Consider the following 22875-nt stretch of genomic DNA (forward strand, 5'->3'; position numbering starts at 1 on the left):
TTAACTCTTTAAACCTAGCCGCTAACACAACAGGTTTTAGTCGAAATTATTTCCTACTCAAAATCTAAAAATCATCTAACAATATTTAAACTTTTTTATTAAAATCATTTAATCCCCCTAAGAATGATACCCCCTAAATACAATACATATAAAATATTTATATTCTTTCTGCTTTTCTATCAATTTACCTCTGCACAAACAGCGCCAGTAGCATTAGATGATAGTTATACTACAACATCAAATACAGAACTAAGAATTGAAACGGCTGGTCTATTAAGTAATGATACCGATATAGATGATGATGAACTGAAAGTTACAGCATTTTCTATAGACGGAAATACATATACTGTAGGAGATACCGCTAATTTAGCTGATGGAGCAATTACTATAAATTCAAATGGTAGTTTTGTTTTTATTCCTACCATTAATTATAATGATATTACTCTTGTAGCTAATTATATAATTTCTGATGGTACTTATACCGCTTCTGCTAATCTGACTATTAAAGTAGAAAATCTGTATTCGCCAGAGGCTAAAGATGACAGTTACTCAACTGAAACAAACGCAACACTTAATGTGGATGCGCCAGGTATATTAAGCAATGACACAGATAAAGACGAAAGTTATCTATTAGTTACAGAGTTTAAAATAGATACCATTAGTTACAATGCAGGTGAAAAAGCTTTTTTTACTGAAGGATCTATTACCATAAATGAAGATGGTAGTTTTTCTTTTATACCTGCTGCTAATTATAATAACAAAATTCCTACAATTAACTATACCGTTTCAGACGGAGCTTTTACAAGTACCGCTAACTTAACGATAAAAATCATTAATTTATATCCGCCAGATGCAAAAGATGATTACGATACAGCAAACATAAACACAACTTTAAATGTTGATGCTCCTGGTGTTTTTATAAATGACAATGATCAAGATAATAACTCATTATCCATTATTAATTTTATTGTAAACGGAACAACTTACAATACAGATCAAAAAGCCATTTTTGCAGGAGGTAGCATCACTTTTAAACCAGATGGTAGCTACTCTTTTATTCCTACTAAAGACTATACAGGTAATATTCCTGTAATTAAGTATATTGTTTCTGATGGAACTTTTACAGATGCTGCAAACCTATTTTTAACTGTAGAACACATCACCGATTTACTAGAAATAACTTCTATAGCTAGTTGTAACCAAGGATACACAGTAAATGGAGTCTACAAAATTAAGTATAGTTTAACGCTTCAAAATAAAAGTACTGCTAGAGATTACCATGCAGAAAACCTTATAAAAAATATCGATTTAACAAATGATTTAAATAGTATTTATGGCAATGGATGTGTAGAACAAATAGAAGGTGTAACAGTGAATACTACTTCTGTTCAAGATTTTGTAAACAACCCATACCCTACCGAATTTGATACAGATGCAGTAAATAATGATTTTTTAAATGCTACATCAAATTCTCTTTTTAACCAAAATGCGATAGATAATTTTACCTTATACCCAAGACAATCTGTAAATATTGAATTTTGTGTAACAGTAAATCCTTTTTGTGGTGGTAGACCTAACCCTACTCCTTCTGGTTCAGGAATAGATTTTAATCATGTAGCAGAGGTAACCTCTACAATAGGTAACCATACTGCAAGTCTTTTACTTGAAGATTTTCATACTACAGAAGCTATTGTAGCAGGAGGCTTGTATGTACCAGAATCAAAACCTAGTGTTAACCCAGACGGTACTTTTGATTATACCAATAGAGTTATCTTAACAAATGAAGGAACTGCTACTGCCAATAATATTAACTACAATATGGGCTTAGGAGATTTCTTAAACAAGGGTGTTGTTTTTAAAGAGCTTAAAGTTACTCAGATTTCTGGTTCTCCAGTTGTCATTAACCCCGCTTATAACGGAAATACAAATACAAAATTATTAATGCCAAATAATTCTCTTGAACCTGGAGAAACTGTAATTTTAGAAATCTACTATTTAACAGAACCTTTCTCTTCCACTGGTATTAACAATTTTTATCAATTAGATCTTTCACAAACCCAAGGAGATTTAGACGGACTTGATGAGTCAACTTCATCTAACAACAAAAGATTCTCTTTTGTTAATTGGTCTGATGGTTTAGGGAATCATTTAGATAGGTATTACCCAACAAATTCATCTACAGCCCCAGTAACATCTGCAATGCAATGTAGTTGTGCGTCCTCTAATATGGTATTATTATTTGGCTCTAAAAACAATAATGACAAAGCAATTTCAGAGGTTAATAAAATTCCTAATGGTATTTTAGAACATGATGAAGTTACTTTTCAACTTACCATAAAAAACAATAGTAACATTGTACAGTTAGAGAACTTAAATTTACAAGACGACTTAAATAAAATTTGTTCTGGTAATATCGTTTCTGTTAGTACACCATTTATAGAAAACTCAACAGCAACAACAGATCCTGTATTAAACCCTAACTATAACGGAACTTCAGATATTAATTTTTTTAATGGTACTTCTGGCGTTTTAATGCAAGGAGAAACAATTACCGTTCAATTTACAGTTGTTTTTTATGAAGACTGTATTGGCACCAACACTTCTAGTTTTACTGCAACAGATCCATTAAATAACATTATTAGCTCATCTGGTTCTGTAGCTGTAAGTGCCACAACAGATTCTGATAATGATGGTATTTCAAATGCTGTTGATATTGATGACGATAATGATAGCATTCTAGATATTGATGAATACAACGGTTTAAATCCTTTAGATGATCATGACGGAGATTTCACTCCTAATTATAGAGATATAGATTTTGGAGTTGATGCCAATAATGATGGCATTGTAGATCTTTTTGATTTTGACAATGATGGTGTTGCTAATCACTTAGATTTAGATAGTGATAATGATGGTATTTTAGATATTGTAGAAGCAGGAAATGCATCAACAGATAGAACCCGTTCTGGTAGAACAAATAACAGTGTTGGTAACAACGGGTTTGATAATACTCTAGAAAACAATGATACAGACGGAACTTCAATTACATACACACTCCTGAATACGGATGCAACAGGTTTCCCAAACTTTATAGATATTGATGCAGACGGAGACGGTATTGTAGATAATATTGAAGGACAAACAACAGCAAATTATAAAGCTCCAAACGGTATTATTAATACTTTAGGTATAGACACGGCATACCCTAACGGAATTACACCAACAAACACAGATCGAGATGGTAGCCCTGATTATATAGATCTAAATTCTGATAATGACATTCGTGAGGATGCTATAGAAGGTTGGGATGTAGATAGTGATGGAGTTGCAGAAATTACACCACAAAATTTAGACAGCGATAACGATGGTTTAGATGATGCTTATGATACTAATAACAACTTATTAAACCCTACAAACGGTCAAGTTCCTACAGATTTCCCTAACGCAGATGATCCTGACACACAAGAAAGAGACTGGAGAGAAATTATAGCAATTGAAGTACTTATAGACAACGTTACTGTTGTAGAAGGAGAAGATTTAGAATTCACAATTTTGTTAGTTAAAAAGAATGATCACTCTACATTAATTCAAAGTGCATCACCAATTAATATTAGTTTTTCAACAGAAGACGGTACAGACACTACAGACAAATACAATGTAGCAATTGCCCCTTATGATTATAGTCAAGTTACATCAAAAAACTTAACGATCCTTCCATTTACAGATACAGAGACGTTTACGATTACTTCTTTAGATGATAACATTGATGAGTTAGATGAGTTATTCACTTTAAACGGAAGAGTAACCTCTAACAATACTATTAACACAGAGATAAGTGGTGTTGGTACTCTTTTAGATAATGAGGATGCACCTTCAATAAGTATGAACAATGCCATTAGTAATGAAGGTGAAGATTTAGAATACAAAGTTACTTTAAGCCACCCATCTTCACGACCAATTTACATAGACATACATACAACAGACGGAACTGCAATTAGTCCAGAAGATTACCAAAGTTTTTATAAATCTTTAACCATTAATGAAACAACAGATCCTAATAACGCAAATACAGAAAGCTCTTTTAATATTCCTACTTTTTTAGATAATATAAATGAACCAGATGAATTTATAAATGTTTTTGGTCTGGTTAATTCAGCTCATATTGGTGCACAAGATTTAACAAAAACGGGTACCATTTTAGACATGAACCCAGAACCAAAAGTTATAATAGATGATGTAACAGTGATTGAAGGAGGTACTTTAACTTTTACAATTTCACTAGTAAACCCAGATTCTGATGAACCAATGCAGAATTCTGTACCTATCAATTTTAACTTAGAAACGGTAAATGAAACAGCAAGTGATTTAGAAGACTATAATACAGTATATACAAGCACTTCAATATCTGCATATTCAACTTCTATAACTCAAGATGTACAAACCGTAGATGATACTATAAATGAAGACACAGAAACAATGCGACTAGAAGTTCAAATAACATCTACAGGTGTTTCTAACCTTTCATCAATAGTCTTTGGTATTGGAACTATAAAAGACAATGATTACCCAAACCTATTTTCGCCAAATGGCGATGGAAAAAGTGATCGTTTTGAAATCTCTGGAATAGAAGAGTTTCCTAACTTTAGAATAACAATAATTGACCGTTGGGGAGGTCAAATATTTAATTATGATAACAACGGTAATGACAATCCACTTTGGTGGGATGGTACGAACAATGGAAAACCTGTTACGGAAGGAATCTATTATTACTCTTTAGATTATAACGATGGTATTACTAAACCTAAGAAAAGCTTTATTCAATTAATAAGATGATCTATAAAAATCCCCTAAAAATTCTAAGAATAGAACATAGACCGCATTTTATCTGTGTCTTAATTATTCTTTTTATAAGCACACTTAACTACGCACAACAGACACCACATTATACACAATACATGTATAATATGCAGATAATAAACCCTGCATTTGTAGGCTCTAGAGCAGATTTAAGCATCTCTTTATTAGCTCGTCAACAATGGGCGGGTATAGAAGGAGCACCAGAAACCAAAACTTTTTCTATAAACGGAAGAACAGCAGCTGGCTTAGGTTTTGGAGTAACCGTAGTAAACGATAAATTAGGCCTAGCAAATAGTAATAACATAAATTTAGACGCTTCTTATACCCTACCTCTATCTCGCTATGAGAGATTATCTTTTGGTTTAAAAGGTGGAATTACTTTTTTTAATAATAATTATTCCGGAGGAGTAACACCTGACAATGAAATCTATGCTTCAACAGACGGAAGTTACCCTAATATTGGATTTGGAGGATTGTATTATACTGAAGAGTTTTTTATAGGATTATCTATTCCAAATATTTTAAAATCAAGTCAATTTAAAACCTTAGAAAACCTTGATGAAAACTTTGGAATAAGCAACCATAATTTCTTTTTAGCATCAGGATATATCTATGAGATGTCTGAAGAATTAAAATTTAAACCTTCAACAATTATAAAATACACCCCTAGTTTACCTATTTCTGTAGATCTAAATGCTAATTTTATTTATAAAGAAAAAGTAGAAGCAGGCTTATCTTATCGTTACAAAGAATCTTTTAGTGCATTGTTTGCTTTAGTTATCAATAAAAAATATAGAATTGGTTATTCTTATGATAATAGGTTGGCTAATTACGGAAACAACTTAAGCTCTCATGAAGTTATAATTAGTTTTGATTTAGATTTAAAAAGAAATACGCGCTGGTTGTTTCACAACCGTTGCTACTTTTAAAGCATTCCCTTTAATTTTAGACTGTTTATTGTATAACTACAAATAATAAAATCAGATCACAATTTGATATTCATAAAAAAACCGACTCTAAACAGAGTCGGTTTTTACATAAATTACTTTTAAAGATATTCCTTATCAGGAATAATGAATTTTAATTTTCCGTTCCTAAAAAATTATAATTCTTAGAATAAAATAACATTTGCTCTTCAAAATCTTTAGGATGCGTTACTCTCACATCTAATACTTGTCCATTTTCATCTAACTCTGGAACTAAAACAGGGTTTACAAAACCATTATATGGAGCAGATTTAAACTGTTCATTTCTTTGTAAAACCTCTGCATGAATTTGTTGATCTACTTTAACACCATAACCTTCAACCAAAGCTTTAGCAGACTCAAAATCACCTTCAGATTTTATACGTTGCGCCTCTTTTAATAAGCTACCAAATATTTCTCTTAATTTATCGTAATCATTTATATTGTAGTATGTTTTACCATCTCTAACAATCTTTTCTATTACATTGTCTTTTTTACCTTGCTCAAAAGCCCATGCAGAAACCCATTGTCTGTTTACCATATGATCTTCTTCAATATCATCTCCTAAATTAATTCTCACCAATTGTGTCATTAATCCATTTCTAATATAACCATCATAAGCAGCCATACCCAATTCTTTGTAATTATCAGTTAGCCCTAACTCTTCTAATTTAACGTCCATTAAATAATACAAACCAACCAAATCGGCACGTCCTTCCTCCATAGTAGAGGCATAATTTTGAAGCGTTTCTTTTGGCTGCCCAATCCCTTCATTGATTACACCAGAAGCATGCCCAACAACTTCATGTAAAGAAGTATGTAATTTATCTGCAATCTGACCGTATTTTTCTTCTAAACGAACTTCCTCTTCATCATTGGCAAATTCTTTTAAACGATCTGTTCCTCCTACATTATTATAAGCTCCAATAATGTTTCCTAAAGAAACCGATTTAGAACCATGTTGTTCACGAATCCAGTTATTATTAGGTAAATTTACCCCAATTGGAGTACTTGGAGAAGCGTCTCCAGCTTCCCCTGCAACATTTACCGTTTTATAAGAAACTCCAACCACATTCTTCTTTTTGTGAGAAGGATCTAAAGGAGCATTATCTTCAAACCATTGCGCATTATCAGACAAAACCTTCATTTTACGAGACATGTCAAAATCTTTAATTTGAACAATAGTTTCATAAGAACCTCTATACCCTTTTGGGTCATTATATACCTCTATAAAACCATTAATCCAGTCTATATTTCCTTCGGTAGAAGTTGCCCAAGCAACACAATACTCATCCCAAGTATCTAAACTACCTGTTTTGTAATACTCTATTAACAATGCTAAAGTATGTGCTTGTTTTTCGTTTTCTGCAACACCTCTTGCTTTTTCTAACCAACCAATAATATTATCTATTGCGGCACCATACATACCACCCGATTTCCAAACTTTTTCTACCAACTTACCGTTTTCTCTTACTAATTTAGAGTTTAAACCGGCTTCAATTGGTTGCTCTTTAGATCCTTTGTAAGCTGTTTTATAGAATTCAGCAACATCTTTGTCGGTAATATCTGGTCCATAAAAATTAATTGCTGATGACAAAATATTATCAACTCCAGATTTCTTATTTACTTTTTTATTATCAGCATCATTAAATAAAATTTCAATTATTTCTGATGACAATTCTGTATTAGAATTTTTTAATAAATCTTCTGTAAAATATTCTTTTGTAAATGCAGGTTTTAATTTATCATTAGAATAATGATGATGTATACCGTTAGAAAACCAAACTCTTTTTAAAAAGGTTTTAAACGATTTAAACTCGTCACTTTCCCTATCTCCTGTATAATTTTGGTTGATATTTTCTAAAGCTTTTCTAATACTTAAATTATAGCGATAGTTTTGATCCCACATTATATCTCTACCAGACAAACCTGCTTGTGTTAAATAATAAACAAGTTCTTTTTCTTTTAAAGTAAGTTCTTCAAAACCTGGTATTTTATAACGTAATACTTTAACATCTGCAAATTGCTCTACAGAATAGTTAAATTCTGTTTCTACTTTTACTGTTTCTTTTTTTGGCTCTGCAGTACAAGAAGCTAATATTACAGCTACTGAAAAACCAAAAATCATCTGTTTTATATTCATTTTATTAAATTTATAATTGATGTATAAAGGTACATATTTTAAGCGTGTTTACTTCGTATATTTTTAAGTCTACGCCAAGTTACCTTGTGTCTTTGAGTATAGATTACGAAGCAACCAATATCTAATAAAAAGTAAAACAAACTAATACCACTTGGTGGATTATTACTTGGTAAAAACTCAAAAACGTCAAACGCTATACTTGGCCATCTCCAACACCCAAAGGCAGTTCCACCAATTTCTAAAATTGCTACTAAAATATACATCGCATAGAAAAACAATCTATCCTTAGGCCTTTTCCAAAGTAAAAGAAAAACACCTATTGTCATTACAAAACCAAAAACATCTGAAAAAAATAATAAATAAACTGTAGCAAACAAAACAATAACAATTGAAAATAATTGTTCTACAGCTTTATGATATTTTCTTACAATTGGAGCTGTACTAAACTTAAAAACTCTACCATATAATGCTGCATGACCTATTGGCACATATAAAGGCACGTTTTCTAATCTATATGTATACATATGTAATACTCTAGAAAACAAATATTCACCACCAATTCCTAAAACTACAGCATATAACATTAATTCTTTTACTCGAGGAGTAGATCTAAAGTACATAGCAAAAAAACCTGCTAACATTAAGAGGTTTATTGTAATTTGTGAGTTGGTTACTTTTTCTGAGAAATACGTACTATCAAAAAATAAAACGAAAACAAAAAAGACAAATAAACCAATTTTTCTATTGAAAACAGAAATTATCTTTTTTAGATCTTCCTTTGGGATTTCAAAGAATTTCATTCTGATGGATGTTTAAAACAATCTGTAGTATGATCATTCACCATACCAACAGCTTGCATATATGCATACATTACCGTTGAACCCACAAATTTAAATCCTCTTTTTTTTAAATCTTTAGAAATCGTATCCGACAAAGTTGTTGTTGCCGGTACTTCTTCTCTTTTCTCGAACTTATTAATAATAGGTTTATTATTAACATAAGACCAAATAAATTTAGAAAAAGAACCAAACTCCTTTTGAATTTCTATAAATAATTGTGCATTTGTAATAGCACTCTTAATTTTCAGTTTATTTCTTATAATCCCTGAATCTTGTAGTAAAGAGTCATATTTACTTTCTGAATATGTTGCTATTTTTTTATAATCGAAATGATCAAAAGCTTCTCTAAAGTTTTCTCTTTTGTTTAAAATTGTAATCCAACTTAACCCCGCTTGAAAGGTTTCTAATATTAGAAATTCAAATAAAATACAATCATCATAAACGGGCGTTCCCCACTCTTCATCATGATATTTTTTATACAAATCACTATCCGTTACCCAAAAGCATCTTTGTTTCATTCATTTTTTATTAAGGTTGAAAATTAATGTTAAATCACTTAAAAACCAACCAATTTTAGAATATTTTTCGGAACTTTACTACAATTAAAACAACTGATTATGAAACTATTAAAACAACTTCTTATTCTTTTTTCTTTTGGATTGTTTCTTTATGCCTGTGGTTCATCACCAATAAAAAAGAATTCTACCACAGAAGAAAAACCGGTAGTTATTGCTAATGATAGTTTAGAGTATGAAGTAATTATAATAGACCCTGGTTTTAATTTCTTTTTAGCTTCCGTAGCAAAGCCAGAAGGTTTTTATTCTCAAAACTACCTAGAAGCTAGAAATAGGGTTTGGGTTTTAGAATGGAATAATAGAGCAAGAAATCCTATTCAATTCAACACCAATATCTACGAAAACATTGTTGATTACCAATCTACTATAGATTACGGTTACGACGTAAACTACAAGTTATTTAATTACTTTTTATTTGCTCAACAAAAGTATAAAATGAATTTAGGAGGAGGTTTTTCTGGTAGAATTAGATAGTTTTCTTAGTGTAACTTACAAAACTATAATTGTACTCATTTTTATCATCTGCGTCTAAATCTTCTCTTGATGTTTCTTCCCAAATAGTTAAATCTATCTCTGGAAAGAATACATCTGCGTCAAATTCTTGGTGTACTAAAGTAACATCCAATCGATCTGCCAAACTTTTTTGCATGGTTTCTTTATAAATTTGAGCACCTCCAATTATAAAGATATCGTCTTTATTTTCTACCATATCTATTGCTTCTTCAATACTATTTGCAATTAAACAACCATCCTTAAAATAACTTTTATTTCGGGTAATTATAATTGTTGTTCTATTAGGCAAAGGCTTACCAATAGATTCAAAAGTATTTCTACCCATTAAAATGTGATGCCCAGTAGTAACTTTTTTAAACCTCTTTAAATCTGCCGGTAAATGCCAAATTAAGTCATTATCCTTTCCTAAAGCATTATTCTTTGCAATTGCTGCTATAATTGTAATCATAGAATCCAAAAATTTTAACAAAATTAGAATATTTATACTAAGATTTGACGTTTTAAAGACACTTTAAATGAATTTCACCTAATTACGAATACGTTTTCGAGCTGAAAACACTGAAAATCAAGCAAAAAGAAATTTGCTTTTTTTTATATAAATAATAATTAAAATTCCCTTTAATTTGGAATTATCAATAATTTATATAATCATTTTACAAAACTGATAATTATTTTATATTCTTACAAAATAATGATGTTTATACCCAAGTAGTTACGTATTTTTACTTAAAATTTTTGAATAGAATAATTATGGCAATTAAAAAACAATTTTTAAAAAGCAAACCAGTTTGTAAAGTAACTTTTACGGTACCAGCTGAAGAGGCTAAAAAAGTAGTGGTAGTAGGAAGCTTTAATGAGTGGAATGAAAAAGCAGCTCCTTTAAAGAAATTGAAAAATGGATCTTTTAAAGGTACTTTAGATTTAGAAGCTGGAAAATCTTATGAGTTTAAATACTTAATAGATGGTACTTATACAAATGAACAAGAAGCGGATGGACTTGCATGGAATGACTTTGCAGGAGCAGAAAACAGTCTGTTAAATTTATAATAACAGCGTTATTGATATATAAAAAGAGCTTCCAATTAATTTTGAAAGCTCTTTTCTGTTTTATTATAAGGTAAGCTGTATTTTAGACAGCAACTTTTCCTTTAATATGTGGATGTGGATTGTAATCTATTAGCTCAAAATCTTCGAAAGTAAAATCTTCGATATCTGTTATTGTTGGGTTTATTTTCATTTTTGGTAACGGTCTAATTTCTCTAGACAATTGTAATTCTAATTGTTCTTTGTGGTTGTTATAAATATGAGCATCTCCAAAAGTATGAATAAAATCTCCTGCTTCATAACCACAAACTTGTGCAATCATCATGGTAAATAATGCATAAGAAGCAATATTAAAAGGAACACCTAAAAAGATATCTGCACTACGTTGATATAGCTGACAAGATATTTTACCATCGGCTACATAAAATTGAAAAAAAGCATGACAAGGAGGCAATGCTGCTTTTCCGTTAGCCACATTTTCTGAAAAAGACACAGAAGTATCTGGTAAAACAGAAGGATTCCAAGCAGAAACTAACATTCTTCTTGAATTAGGATTGTTTTTTAAAGTATCAATTACGTCTTTTAATTGATCTACCTCATCACTATTCCAATTTCGCCATTGATGACCATAAACAGGACCTAAATCTCCTTTTTCATCAGCCCAAGAATTCCAGATTTTAACTCCGTTTTCTTGTAAATAATTAATATTTGTATCACCTTTTATAAACCAAAGCAATTCATAAATAATAGATTTTAAATGTAGTTTCTTAGTTGTAACCATTGGGAAACCTTCACTTAAATCGAAACGCATTTGATACCCAAAAACACTTTTAGTTCCCGTACCAGTTCTATCTCCTTTTTCGTTTCCGTTCTCTAAAACGTGTTTTACTAAATCGTGATATTGTTTCATTTAGTTGTGTAATCGTTTTGTTGTTTAATCGTGTAATTATTTTGTTGAGGTACGTATAAATGTTTTAACAAATAAACAATTACACACTTACACTTTTATCCTATTATCATACCTGCAATTGTTGCAGACATTAAAGATGCAATAGTACCTCCTATTAAAGCTTTCATTCCAAACTCTGACAATACTTTACGTTGTCCTGGAGCTAAAGAACCAATACCTCCTATTTGTATTCCTATAGAAGCAAAGTTAGCAAAACCACATAACATATAAGTCGCCATAATTATAGACTTATTAAAAGTTAAGTGTGTAGCGCTTGTTGCATTTTTTAAATCTGCTAATTGTATATAACCAACAAACTCACTTGCGGCTAATTTAATACCCAATAACTGCCCCATTAACGCCATATCTTCTTGAGCAACACCAATAAGCCACATTAAAGGAGCAAATGTATATCCTAAAATAAACTCTAAAGAAAGACCATCATAAAGAGTGTTTTGTGCAATGATATCGTTTAGAGAAGTAATTCGCCATTCTAGACTTAGATATTCAATTGTAAAACCGTCAAAAGATGCAACAGCACCTAAAATACCATTTAACATAGCTATTATTGCTACAAAAACGAGAAGCATTGCTCCTACATTTACTGCTAAACGAAGCCCTTCTGTGGTTCCATTAGCAATAGCGTCTAATATATTAGCACCTATTTTTTCTTGAGAAACAGAAACGTCTGAATTCACTTCTTCTGTTTGTGGATATAATATTTTTGATATTACAATGGCACCCGGAGCCGCCATTACAGAAGCTGCTAATAAATGTTTAGCAAAAACTAATTCTAATTCTTTGTCTCCACCACCTAAAAAACCAATGTAAGCAGCCAATACAGCACCTGCAACAGTTGCCATACCACCAATCATTACCAATAGCATTTCTGACTTATTCATTTTTTCTAAATAAGCTTTTATTAAAAGTGGTGCTTCTGTTTGTCCTAAGAAGATATTACCCGCTACAGAAAGACTTTCCATACCAGAAATACCTAAAAACTTAGATAAAACAATAGCTAAAACTTTTACAACTTTTTGAATGATGCCTAAATAGAATAATAGAGATGTTAAGGCAGAAAAGAATATAATTGTTGGCAATACCTGAAAAGCAAATATGTAACCAAACTTATTCATATCGCCTACAATACCAGCAAATAAAAACTCACTACCTGCTTTTGTATAAGCTAATATTTCTATAAAAATACCTCCAACAAATTCGAAAATAGATTGAATAAATTCTACTTTTAAAACTCCAATAGCAATTATTAATTGTAAGAATAAACCAATACCTACTTTTTTCCAATCAATAGCTTTTTTGTTTGCACTAAACAAGAAAGCTATTATAATTAAAGAACACATACCTAAAACACCTCTCCATAAACTATGAAAAGAAAAACCTTGACTAGGTATAATTTCATTTATAACGGAAACCGTTTCTGAATTCTGAGAAAAAGCTGAAATTGATAACAAACAAAAAACAACAATAAATATTTTTTTCATAATGTAGATGTATACTATTAAGAGCGCTTACTTATTTCGTCTCTAATTTTTGCAGCCAACTCATAGTTTTCATCGGAAACTGCATTATTTAATTGATCGTGAAGCTCTTTTAAAGATACATCTGAAAAAGGTTCTTCATTTTGAACAACTAAGTCTTCTAATTCTAACGAGATTTCCTCTGATTCTGAAGTATCTTCGATACCAAATTCTTCTTCTATTTTTAGAAAAATACCTGCTTTTTCTAAAATATTTTCATAAGTATATATTGGTGCTTGAAAACGAACTGCAATGGCAATTGCGTCTGAAGTTCTTGCATCTATTATTTCTTCTACACCGTCTTTTTCACAAACTAAGCTAGAAAAAAATACTCCATCTACTAATTTATGGATAATTACCTCTTTTACTGTGATTGAAAAACGATCTGAAAATGTTTTAAAAAGATCATGTGTAAGTGGTCTTGGAGGTCTTATTTCTGTTTCTAAAGCAATAGCGATAGATTGTGCTTCGAAAGCTCCAATAATAATAGGTAAAGTCCTTGTACCTTCCATCTCACTCAAAACCAATGCATAAGCACCACTTTGAGTTTGACTGTAAGAAATACCTTTTATAGTTAATTGTATTAAACTCATAAATTTATTTACGTAAAACTAAAAAATATTTGCAAAATTATTTGAAGTCATTTTTACAAACTTTTTAGAGGGCACAATTTAATAAAAATAATAGCTCGAAGCTGATATTTATTAAAAAAGTGACATTTACCCTTGCGTGAAGGATTGTAGCAGTTGTTTGAGCTCTTTTTATTTTTCTTTTAAAAATAAAAAAGCGAGTGCGGAAAGCCTGACAAAATTATTTGGTTCTGGTAAATGTTTATAAAAAAAACTTATCAAAATTTTACTTCTGATAAGTTTCTAGTAATACATTTTAAATAATTTTGGCACGCCCAAAAAGAATAAATTCTTTATTTAGATTCCTATTTTAAAAGAATCTCTCAAGCAATGCTTTAATTCACCTTTTATAATTAGGATGCTTTAAAAGCTTTTAATTTTTCGATTAATTTTGGTACAACCTCAAAAGCATCACCAACAATACCATAATCTGCTGCTTTAAAAAACGGCGCTTCTGGATCTGTGTTTATAACTACTTTTACTTTTGATGCATTGATACCTGCTAAATGTTGTATTGCTCCAGAAATACCGATTGCAATATATAAATTAGACGCAACTGGTTTACCTGTTTGCCCAACGTGTTCTGAATGTGGACGCCATCCTAAATCTGAAACTGGTTTAGAACATGCAGTTGCAGCTCCTAAAACTTCTGCCAACTCTTCTACCATGCCCCAATTCTCTGGTCCTTTTAATCCTCTACCTGCAGAGACAACAATTTCTGCATCTGCAATAGTTACTTTACCAGTAATTCTTTCTATTTTTTCTGACTTTACAGCTGAATCTACAACAGTAGCATCAAAAGCCTCTGTGCTTCCTGCAACTACATTTTCATGAACTCCATAAGAGTTTTTAGCAACTCCTATAACTTTATGTTCTGTAGAAATTATAGTATTTGAAAATGCTTTGTTAGAAAATGTTTTTCTTTTTACTGTAAACGGACTTGTACTTGAAGGTACATCTACCACGTTAGAAACACAACCTGCGTCTAAGTTTACTGCAATTATTGGTGCTACATACAAACCATCTATACTAGAATCTACAACTATAACAGTTGCATTTTGCGCTTTAGCAACTTCTGTAACTACAGCTGCATATTGTTTTGCATTAAAAGTTTTTAAAGCATCATTAGAAACTGAAACTACTTTCTCTGCTCCGTATGTATATAACTCTGATGAATCGCTTGCATTTATTGTGAGTGCAACAACATTTGTACCTAATTGTTCTGCAACTTTTTTTCCATATGAAACTACTTCTAAAGCAGTTTTCTTAAATTTTCCTTCCGATGAATCGGCAAAAACTAAAACAGACATATTTTTTATATTTTTTTAAACGTGTAATTCTTAAATTCTTAAACTGTGTAATTGTTGAACTGAGAACGCTTAAATAATTAAACGTTTTAACAGTTACACCTTTTTTAAATTACTTTCGCTTCGTTATGTAATAAGCTAATTAGTTCGTCTACATTATCTGCATCTACTAATTTTACTGCTCCTTTTGGTGCTGGTTTTTCAAAAGACTGAACACTGGTTGATGCTTCTCCTCCTACAGGTTCTATAACTTGTAATGGTTTTTTACGAGCCATCATAATACCACGCATATTTGGTATGCGTAAATCTTTTTCTTCTACTACTCCTTTTTGACCTCCTATAACTAAAGGTAAACTAGTAGATAAAGTTTCATTACCTCCATCAATTTCTCTAGTTGCAGTAACAGCAGTTCCGTCTACTTCTATACCAACACAACCATTAATAAAATTAAAATCTGTTAAAGACGCTAACATACCAGGAACCATCTGTCCGTTATAGTCTGCAGATTCTTTTCCTGCTAATACTAAATCGTATCCGCCATTTTTAACAACTGCTGCTAATTCTTTTGCTACTTGTAACCCATCTGTAGGATTTACATTTACACGAATTGCATCATCTGCTCCAATAGCTAAAGCTTTACGTAAAGTTGGTTCTGTTTCTGCACCACCTACATTTACAATTGTTACTGTTGCTCCTTGTTTTTCTTTAAACCACATTGCTCTTGTTAAGCAAAATTCATCATAAGGATTAATTACAAACTGAACTCCATTTGTATCAAACTTTGTATCGCTATCTGTAAAATTAATTTTTGATGTGGTATCAGGAACGTGACTAATACAAACTAATATTTTCATAAATTATAATTTTATATTCTTTTCTTGTTGACGAAATTACGTCTTTTTTTTTAAATTTACTATGCATGCATAGTAAATTTTTTATTTATTTAACAATTATAGAAAAGGTATCAGTATTTATTTTTAATAATGTCTAAAAAAAATCTGTTCTTTACAATCTCATCTTTAATTGAAATTAAAAGAACCAATTATCAAAGTTATAAACGAAGCATTTTCTAATCGAAAAAGAATAGACTGGATTGACCAAGCAAAGGGATTTGGAATTATTTTAGTGGTCTATGGACATAATTTTCCTGTCATAGAAAATTATATTTATAGTTTCCATATGCCTTTATTTTTTATAATTGCTGGTATCTTTCATCCAAAGAAATCTAATTTTGATGTTGTAAAAAGAAGAGTCCGTCAAATCTTAGTTCCCTATTTCTTATGGAGTTTTATTCTCTTTCTATTTTGGTTTGTGATAGGTAGAAAATTTGGAGAATCTGCTTCTTTAGAATTATCGTCATTAAAAAATTTTCTAGGAATATTCTACGCTCAAGGTGACAAAGAATACATGAACTGGGGAATCCCTATGTGGTTTCTACCTTGTTTGTTCTTAACTTTTCTATTATTTTGGTTGATAAGGAAAATTGTTAAAAACACTGCAATTCGATTAATACTAATAATTACATGTGTAATTTTGGGATTTCTTATTCCTAAACTAACAGATGTTAGTTTTTTTTGGAGTTTAGATGTGGCGTTTGTTTCCTTACTATTTTATGCTTTTGGATACTATTCGAAAAAATACTGGGTATATACAGAAATCAAAAGAGAGTATTTATTTACTTTTTTATTATTAATTCTTCATATAATTTGCTCTATATATTTTCTTCAAAAAGTTGATATGTATAGATCTATTTATGGCAATGAGTTCTTTTTTATTTTTAACTCAATTATAGGTGTCCTCTTTTGGTGTCAACTTATAAAAAAGTTTAAGAACTTAAAAGCCTTAGCCTTTTTAGGAAAAAACACCATTCCGGTTTTAGCCATGCAAGTTAGATCTTTAACCTTTATTAAATTAATCTTATTTATTTTTATTGGCTCTAGTCTTTTTGACTTCAGCGAATTAGAAAAAATTATTTTAGTGGTTTTTCAACTCCTATTAATGTACCCAATTATCTTATTAATAAACAAACATTTACCTATATTAAATGGAAAAAATTAGCGCTTATAAAAAAGAAATTAAGTTTCATCTGATAACAAACCTTTTAATAGCTATTTTTATTACAATTGCATGTTATGTACATACTCCGTTGGGTAACATAAAAGCTACTTTAATATATACTCTTCATTTTTTACTGCTTCAGTTTTCTTTATTTGGCTTTATATATGTGTTTAGTTTATTTAAAAAAGTATTCATTATTCTTTTTCCAATATTATTTATGGCCTTGTCTTGTTTGTCATTTTGGGTATACACACAAGATATTAGCATAGATATTGGTATGATACAAGCCATTCTAGAAACTAATTTAGATATTGCTGTAGATGTATTTAGTTGGTTCTTTTTAGTATATCTAATTCTTGCTGCTATTGCTGTTTATCTTATTTTAAAAACTTTTATCAAACTTGAAAAAAACACTATTAAATCACCTTTATTTGTTTTATCAATAGTTGGTATCATTACTTTTTTTATGGTTGAAAACTATCGTTTTGGCGCTTTAAAAAGAAGGTTACCTTATTCCGCTGTTTTTAGTATAAAAGAGTATTTGTCCAAAACAGATTTGATTTTAAAGAACGTAAATAACAGTATTACAAGTACTCAAGATGATCTACATATTGTTTTTATTTTGGGAGAGTCTGTAAGAGCAGATCATCTTTCTTTAAATGGTTATACTAGAAAAACAACTCCTTTATTGGCTCAACAAAAAAACATCATCAGTTATAAAAACATCTTTACGCCTTTAACTTATACAGCTATTAGTGTTCCGCAAATTTTAACAGACAAATCTATTATAGATACAACAAACACAGCAACAAGCGTATACAGTGTCCTTAATAAGGCTGATTTTAAAACGGAATGGATTGGTAATCAATCTTTAGAAAAAAGTTACAAAGACATTGTAGACACCAATAAGAAAACACGTATAATAGATCAATTTCATTCGGTTTTAAGTTTTAAAAAAGAGAAAGATTTAGAGATCTTAAATAACGTTGATCTAACTGAAAGTTTTAAAGGAAACAAAATTACAACACTCCACATGATCGGTAGTCATTGGTATTACAACAGTAGGTTTGATAAAAACTTTGAACAATACAAGCCAATGGTATCTAGTAAATATGTGGGCTCTTCATCAAAAACAGCACTTATAAATTCTTACGATAATACCATTCTATATTTAGATTCTTTTTTAAATACGATTATTGAAGATTTAAAAAAATCTAGAAAAAAAACAATTTTAATATACCTATCTGACCACGGAGAAATTTTAGGTGAAGACGGCAAATGGTTTCATGCCCAAAAACATAAAGCATCAGAAAATCCAGCAATGTTGGTTTGGTATTCAGAAAATTTTAGAGAAAAGAATCAAGAAAAAACACAAAATCTAATAGAAAATAAAGACAAGTCTATTTCTACTGATTTCTTGTTTCATACCCTTCTAGATTTATCTAATATTAAAGGTTTTGATTACACAAAAAGTCTCAGCATTTTTGAATAAAAAATAAAATATTATAAATGAAATTAATTCGTATCATTATTTATTTATTTTTGACTTATTTTATTCTCATAAATGCTTACTTTTGCATTTGAAATTACTAATTTACAATTAATACTAGATGAAAACAGTTCAATTCAGAGAGGCGATTTGTGAAGCCATGAGTGAAGAAATGCGCAGAGATGAAAGCATTTATTTGATGGGTGAAGAAGTTGCAGAATATAATGGTGCCTACAAGGCATCTAAAGGTATGTTAGATGAGTTTGGTGCTAAACGTGTTATAGACACACCTATTGCTGAGCTTGGTTTTGCTGGGGTTGCAGTTGGTTCTGCAATGAATGGTCTTAGGCCAATTGTAGAGTATATGACTTTTAACTTCTCTTTGGTTGGTATTGATCAAATTATAAATAATGCTGCAAAAATTAGACAAATGTCTGGCGGACAGTTTAATTGCCCAATTGTATTTAGAGGACCTACAGGTTCTGCTGGTCAATTAGGTGCAACGCACTCACAAGCATTTGAAAACTGGTTTGCAAACACACCAGGTTTAAAGGTTATTGTACCTTCTAACCCTTATGATGCAAAAGGTTTATTAAAGGCTGCTATTAGAGATAACGATCCTGTTATTTTTATGGAATCTGAACAAATGTATGGTGATAAGATGGAAATTCCAGAAGGAGAATACATTATACCTATTGGAGTTGCAGACATTAAAAGAGCCGGAACAGATGTAACAATCGTTTCTTTCGGAAAAATTATTAAAGAAGCTTATAAAGCTGCTGATGAGTTAGCTAAAGAAAATATTTCTGTTGAAATTATTGATTTAAGAACAGTTCGTCCAATGGATCATGCTGCTATTTTAACATCAGTAAAAAAGACAAACAGATTAGTTATTTTAGAAGAATCTTGGCCATTTGCTAGTATCTCTACAGAAATCACTTATAGAGTACAAGAAGAAGCATTTGACTATTTAGATGCTCCTATTAAAAGAATTACTACTTCAGATACTCCTGCTCCTTATTCTCCTGTTTTATTTGAGAAATGGATACCAAATTATAACGATGTTATAAAAGCAGTAAAAGAAGTAATGTATAAAAAATAAAACAACTTCAATACAGTAAAAGAAAAGACTAATAAATACACTTTATTAGTCTTTTCTTATTTGGGTTATTTTAACCAAATAGCACTTCTACATTATTTAAAATCCGCTTATTTTCTACTTTTAAATAATTATATCAATCATAGCATTGTTATCTAGTAAGGACATAAATAATACACCGACTACGAAATAATTAATTGACTATTACGTTCTTTAATTCACAAAAAACAACAAGAATTATTCTTACTAATGAAAATCAAATTCGCTTTATTTTATACACTTTTATTTTCTATATCTTTATTAGCTCAAACAAAGGTAAAAGGAATTATTACAGACACAAACAACACACCTCTTCCCTATTGTAGTATACAATTTAATGGTTCTATAGAAGGAACTACTAGTGATGAAAATGGTGGTTTCTATATTGAATCTAAAGAAACCTGGAAAGAACTAGAAATTTCTTTTATTGGTTTTGAGACACAAATAGTACCTCTAGCACAAAGGGTTAGCTACAACTTAAAAATTGTACTTGAAGAAGAAACAGACGCTTTAGATGAAATTATAATAGCAACAGGAAAACAACCCAAAAAGAATAATCCTGCAATAGATATTCTTAGAAAAATTTGGGCTCAAAAACGTAAAAATGGTCTAAGTCATTTTAATCAATATGCATATAAGAAATATCAAAAAGTAGAATTTGATTTAAATACCATAGATGATAAATTAAAGGAGAAAAAGATATTTAAAGGATTAGAATTCGTTTTTAAAGATGTAGACACATCTAGCGTAACTGGAAAAACTTTCTTACCCGTTTTTTTAAACGAAAGTCTTGCTCAAGTATATGGAGATAATACTATAAACAAAGAAAAAGAAGTTTTAATTGCCAACCAAAACTCAGGTTTTAGCAAAGACCAACAACTAATCGATTATGTAGATGATTTATATGCTGAATATAATATTTATGATAATTATTTAAAGATCTTTGACAAAAGCTTTGTGAGTCCTTTGTCTAAAACAGGAATCAATAACTATAATTATGTTTTAGCAGACAGTTCTTTTATCGGTAAAAAATGGTGTTATAATATTATTTACTATCCTAGAAGACAAAATGAACTTACTTTTAAAGGTAATTTTTGGGTAAGTGACTCCACATATGCTGTTAAAGAAATTAACTTACAAGTAGTCAAAAATGCAAACATAAACTGGGTTAAAGATGTGTACATAGAGCAAGAGTTTGAATTGTTAAACGATTCTATTTTTGTCTTAAAAAGAGACTATCTATTATCTGATTTTGCACTTAGTAAAAAAGACAAATCGAGAGGAGTTTATGGTAAAAAAACAACAATTTATAAAGATTATGTTTTCAATAAACCTCTAGAAGATGAAAGTTTTTATGATAAAAAAGTTTTTAACCCAAGCAACGATTCCATATATAGTAAATCTAGAGATTTTTGGGATAAAAATCGATTAGAAGAACTCAATGAAAACGAAAAAGGAATTTATAAATTAATCGATACTTTAAAAACGGTTAAAAAATTTAAAAACATAAACAAAGCTGTTCAGACCATGTATTCTGGGTACTTTGAAATTGAATCATTAAATATAGATTATGGACCCATTTTTTCTACTTTTGGTTATAATGATGTAGAAGGATTGCGAGTAAGAGTTGGTGGTAGAACCTATAAATCTTCTAATGATTTATTTAGATTAGAAGCCTACACTGCTTATGGTTTAAAGGATAAAAATTTAAAATATGGTTTTCAAGCAAAATGGCTTCTAAACGAAAAAAATAGATTTATAATTACAGGTGGTAAAAAAAATGATATAGAACAAATTGGAGCAACCTTAACAGCAAATACAGATGTTTTAGGTAGAAGCGACGGCTCTTCATCATTAATTGGTACTGGTACAAATGATAAACTCACAAAAATTAATATTACTACGCTTACAGGAGAAATAGAACCAACGCCAAATTTAATACTAAAGCTTTCGGCAAATTACAAAACACTAGGTTCTGCTTCAGATAGTTTTAGTTTAGACTATAATGATGTTAACGCTTCAGACGGCATATCATCTAATATAAGACAATTAGAAACCGTATTTTCTATGGGCTATTATCCTAAAAGAAAAATGTCTGGTTTTGGAGTGCAAAGAGAGCCTGCAAACACTAATTACACTCAATACTTTATGCAAGTAACTAGAGGAACCAAAGATATTTTTAATAGTGATTTTAATTACACTAAGGCGCAAGTTTCTTTATTTAAATTATGGGAAATCGGTGGTCTAGGAAGGCTAAGAACTTCTTTAGAAATGGGACAAACGTTTGGCGAAGTTCCTTTAGGTCTGTTAAGTGTTGCCCCTGGAAATCAAACTTATTTTATATTTAACAATACCTTTAACCTATTAAATTTCTACGAATTTGTAACAGACAGATATGCTTCATTTCATTTAGAACATAATTTTAATGGTAGAATTTTTTCTAGAATTCCATTGTTAAAAAAGACAAAATTAAGAACTGTAATAGGTTTTAAAACGTTTTTAGGAGACATCTCTGACAAAAACATTGCACTAAATACAACTGGAAATAGTTTTCAAATCCCCTTAACAGCCCCATCTCAAGAACCATATTATGAATACAGTGTTGGAGTTGCTAATATTTTTAAGATATTACGAGTAGATTTTAACTTTAGAGGAAACTACTTTGATAATTCAGAAGCAAGGAAATTTGGGATCACTGCTGGTTTAAGATTTAATTTTTAAAATATAAAAGTAAAGACTTTTTTATTACTATTTTAAACCTAATCGAAAACCTTTGCGTAAATTTATGCCCTAAAATCTAAAATAAAATTTAATTTATAACTATTTTTGTC

The 22875-nt window shown here is 30.3% G+C and carries 17 protein-coding genes; 8 read left to right on the forward strand and 9 right to left on the reverse strand.

Annotated features, from left to right (window positions below; genetic code table 11):
• Nucleotides 1-123 precede the first annotated feature (123 nt).
• Both WG945_RS07400 and WG945_RS07405 read left to right on the forward strand, forming a co-directional pair.
• A complete protein-coding gene (locus WG945_RS07400) occupies nt 124-4833 on the forward strand; it encodes a cadherin-like domain-containing protein (RefSeq protein ID WP_068448753.1) in 4710 nt (1569 codons plus the stop codon).
• Nucleotides 4830-5786, forward strand: coding sequence for a PorP/SprF family type IX secretion system membrane protein (locus tag WG945_RS07405; protein ID WP_068448754.1), 957 nt, complete (start codon nt 4830-4832; stop codon nt 5784-5786). Before WG945_RS07400 ends, WG945_RS07405 begins: the two co-directional genes overlap by 4 nt.
• Before the next feature lie 151 nt (nt 5787-5937).
• Here WG945_RS07405 and WG945_RS07410 read toward each other — a convergent pair whose 3' ends face one another.
• The 3 genes from WG945_RS07410 to WG945_RS07420 are packed head-to-tail and all read right to left on the reverse strand — an operon-like array spanning nt 5938 to nt 9322.
• A complete protein-coding gene (locus tag WG945_RS07410) occupies nt 5938-7965 on the reverse strand; it encodes a dipeptidyl-peptidase 3 family protein (RefSeq protein WP_068448755.1) in 2028 nt (675 codons plus the stop codon).
• A gap of 38 nt (nt 7966-8003) precedes the next feature.
• Complete coding sequence (locus WG945_RS07415; RefSeq protein ID WP_068448756.1) at nt 8004-8765, reverse strand: hypothetical protein; 762 nt, start codon at nt 8763-8765, stop codon at nt 8004-8006.
• Nucleotides 8762-9322 (reverse strand): DNA-3-methyladenine glycosylase I, encoded by a 561-nt coding sequence (locus WG945_RS07420; RefSeq protein ID WP_068448757.1) that lies wholly within the window; start codon nt 9320-9322, stop codon nt 8762-8764. The genes WG945_RS07415 and WG945_RS07420 overlap by 4 nt, the downstream gene beginning before the upstream one ends.
• A gap of 99 nt (nt 9323-9421) precedes the next feature.
• Here WG945_RS07420 and WG945_RS07425 point away from each other — a divergent pair, with 99 nt between their 5' ends.
• Entirely contained in the window at nt 9422-9853 is a 432-nt protein-coding gene (locus WG945_RS07425) for a DUF6146 family protein (RefSeq protein ID WP_068448758.1), read from the forward strand.
• Here the strand turns inward: WG945_RS07425 and WG945_RS07430 are convergent.
• A complete protein-coding gene (locus WG945_RS07430) occupies nt 9846-10340 on the reverse strand; it encodes a dihydrofolate reductase (protein WP_068448759.1) in 495 nt (164 codons plus the stop codon). The two genes, WG945_RS07425 and WG945_RS07430, sit on opposite strands and share 8 nt — an antisense overlap.
• Before the next feature lie 302 nt (nt 10341-10642).
• Here WG945_RS07430 and WG945_RS07435 point away from each other — a divergent pair, with 302 nt between their 5' ends.
• Entirely contained in the window at nt 10643-10939 is a 297-nt protein-coding gene (locus WG945_RS07435) for an isoamylase early set domain-containing protein (RefSeq protein WP_068448760.1), read from the forward strand.
• A gap of 82 nt (nt 10940-11021) precedes the next feature.
• Here WG945_RS07435 and WG945_RS07440 read toward each other — a convergent pair whose 3' ends face one another.
• The 5 genes from WG945_RS07440 to WG945_RS07460 all read right to left on the reverse strand — a co-directional run bounded on the left by WG945_RS07440 (nt 11022) and on the right by WG945_RS07460 (nt 16213).
• Entirely contained in the window at nt 11022-11846 is an 825-nt protein-coding gene (locus WG945_RS07440) for a thymidylate synthase (RefSeq protein WP_068448761.1), read from the reverse strand.
• Between the two features lie 95 nt (nt 11847-11941).
• Nucleotides 11942-13387, reverse strand: coding sequence for a NupC/NupG family nucleoside CNT transporter (locus WG945_RS07445; RefSeq protein WP_068448762.1), 1446 nt, complete (start codon nt 13385-13387; stop codon nt 11942-11944).
• A gap of 17 nt (nt 13388-13404) precedes the next feature.
• Nucleotides 13405-14016 (reverse strand): bifunctional nuclease family protein, encoded by a 612-nt coding sequence (locus tag WG945_RS07450; protein WP_068448763.1) that lies wholly within the window; start codon nt 14014-14016, stop codon nt 13405-13407.
• 389 nt (nt 14017-14405) lie between these two features.
• A complete protein-coding gene (locus WG945_RS07455; RefSeq protein WP_068448764.1) occupies nt 14406-15362 on the reverse strand; it encodes an electron transfer flavoprotein subunit alpha/FixB family protein in 957 nt (318 codons plus the stop codon).
• A 104-nt stretch (nt 15363-15466) separates the two neighbouring features.
• Complete coding sequence (locus tag WG945_RS07460; protein ID WP_068448765.1) at nt 15467-16213, reverse strand: electron transfer flavoprotein subunit beta/FixA family protein; 747 nt, start codon at nt 16211-16213, stop codon at nt 15467-15469.
• Nucleotides 16214-16382: 169 nt separating this feature from the next.
• Between WG945_RS07460 and WG945_RS07465 the strand changes: the two genes are divergently transcribed.
• From WG945_RS07465 to WG945_RS07480, 4 genes are all read left to right on the forward strand, one after another.
• A complete protein-coding gene (locus tag WG945_RS07465; RefSeq protein WP_068448766.1) occupies nt 16383-17417 on the forward strand; it encodes an acyltransferase family protein in 1035 nt (344 codons plus the stop codon).
• Complete coding sequence (locus WG945_RS07470) at nt 17404-18909, forward strand: phosphoethanolamine transferase (protein WP_068448767.1); 1506 nt, start codon at nt 17404-17406, stop codon at nt 18907-18909. Before WG945_RS07465 ends, WG945_RS07470 begins: the two co-directional genes overlap by 14 nt.
• Nucleotides 18910-19027: 118 nt before the next feature.
• On the forward strand, nt 19028-20008 hold the full coding sequence (locus WG945_RS07475; protein ID WP_068448768.1) for a pyruvate dehydrogenase complex E1 component subunit beta: 981 nt from the start codon (nt 19028-19030) through the stop codon (nt 20006-20008).
• Between the two features lie 246 nt (nt 20009-20254).
• Nucleotides 20255-22765, forward strand: a complete 2511-nt coding sequence (locus tag WG945_RS07480) for a DUF5686 family protein (RefSeq protein ID WP_068448769.1) — start codon at nt 20255-20257, stop codon at nt 22763-22765.
• Nucleotides 22766-22875: the final 110 nt, after the last annotated feature.

Source organism: Polaribacter atrinae (assembly GCF_038023995.1).
In the GTDB taxonomy this organism is placed as follows: domain Bacteria; phylum Bacteroidota; class Bacteroidia; order Flavobacteriales; family Flavobacteriaceae; genus Polaribacter; species Polaribacter atrinae.

Excerpts from the sequence above, each read along its gene's own strand:
- WG945_RS07400 (WP_068448753.1), top strand. The coding sequence starts at position 124 with ATGATACCCCCTAAATACAATACATATAAAATATTTATATTCTTTCTG.
- WG945_RS07405 (WP_068448754.1), top strand. The coding sequence starts at position 4,830 with ATGATCTATAAAAATCCCCTAAAAATTCTAAGAATAGAACATAGACCG.
- WG945_RS07410 (WP_068448755.1), bottom strand. The coding sequence starts at position 7,965 with ATGAATATAAAACAGATGATTTTTGGTTTTTCAGTAGCTGTAATATTA.
- WG945_RS07415 (WP_068448756.1), bottom strand. The coding sequence starts at position 8,765 with ATGAAATTCTTTGAAATCCCAAAGGAAGATCTAAAAAAGATAATTTCT.
- WG945_RS07420 (WP_068448757.1), bottom strand. The coding sequence starts at position 9,322 with ATGAAACAAAGATGCTTTTGGGTAACGGATAGTGATTTGTATAAAAAA.
- WG945_RS07425 (WP_068448758.1), top strand. The coding sequence starts at position 9,422 with ATGAAACTATTAAAACAACTTCTTATTCTTTTTTCTTTTGGATTGTTT.
- WG945_RS07430 (WP_068448759.1), bottom strand. The coding sequence starts at position 10,340 with ATGATTACAATTATAGCAGCAATTGCAAAGAATAATGCTTTAGGAAAG.
- WG945_RS07435 (WP_068448760.1), top strand. The coding sequence starts at position 10,643 with ATGGCAATTAAAAAACAATTTTTAAAAAGCAAACCAGTTTGTAAAGTA.
- WG945_RS07440 (WP_068448761.1), bottom strand. The coding sequence starts at position 11,846 with ATGAAACAATATCACGATTTAGTAAAACACGTTTTAGAGAACGGAAAC.
- WG945_RS07445 (WP_068448762.1), bottom strand. The coding sequence starts at position 13,387 with ATGAAAAAAATATTTATTGTTGTTTTTTGTTTGTTATCAATTTCAGCT.
- WG945_RS07450 (WP_068448763.1), bottom strand. The coding sequence starts at position 14,016 with ATGAGTTTAATACAATTAACTATAAAAGGTATTTCTTACAGTCAAACT.
- WG945_RS07455 (WP_068448764.1), bottom strand. The coding sequence starts at position 15,362 with ATGTCTGTTTTAGTTTTTGCCGATTCATCGGAAGGAAAATTTAAGAAA.
- WG945_RS07460 (WP_068448765.1), bottom strand. The coding sequence starts at position 16,213 with ATGAAAATATTAGTTTGTATTAGTCACGTTCCTGATACCACATCAAAA.
- WG945_RS07470 (WP_068448767.1), top strand. The coding sequence starts at position 17,404 with ATGGAAAAAATTAGCGCTTATAAAAAAGAAATTAAGTTTCATCTGATA.
- WG945_RS07475 (WP_068448768.1), top strand. The coding sequence starts at position 19,028 with ATGAAAACAGTTCAATTCAGAGAGGCGATTTGTGAAGCCATGAGTGAA.
- WG945_RS07480 (WP_068448769.1), top strand. The coding sequence starts at position 20,255 with ATGAAAATCAAATTCGCTTTATTTTATACACTTTTATTTTCTATATCT.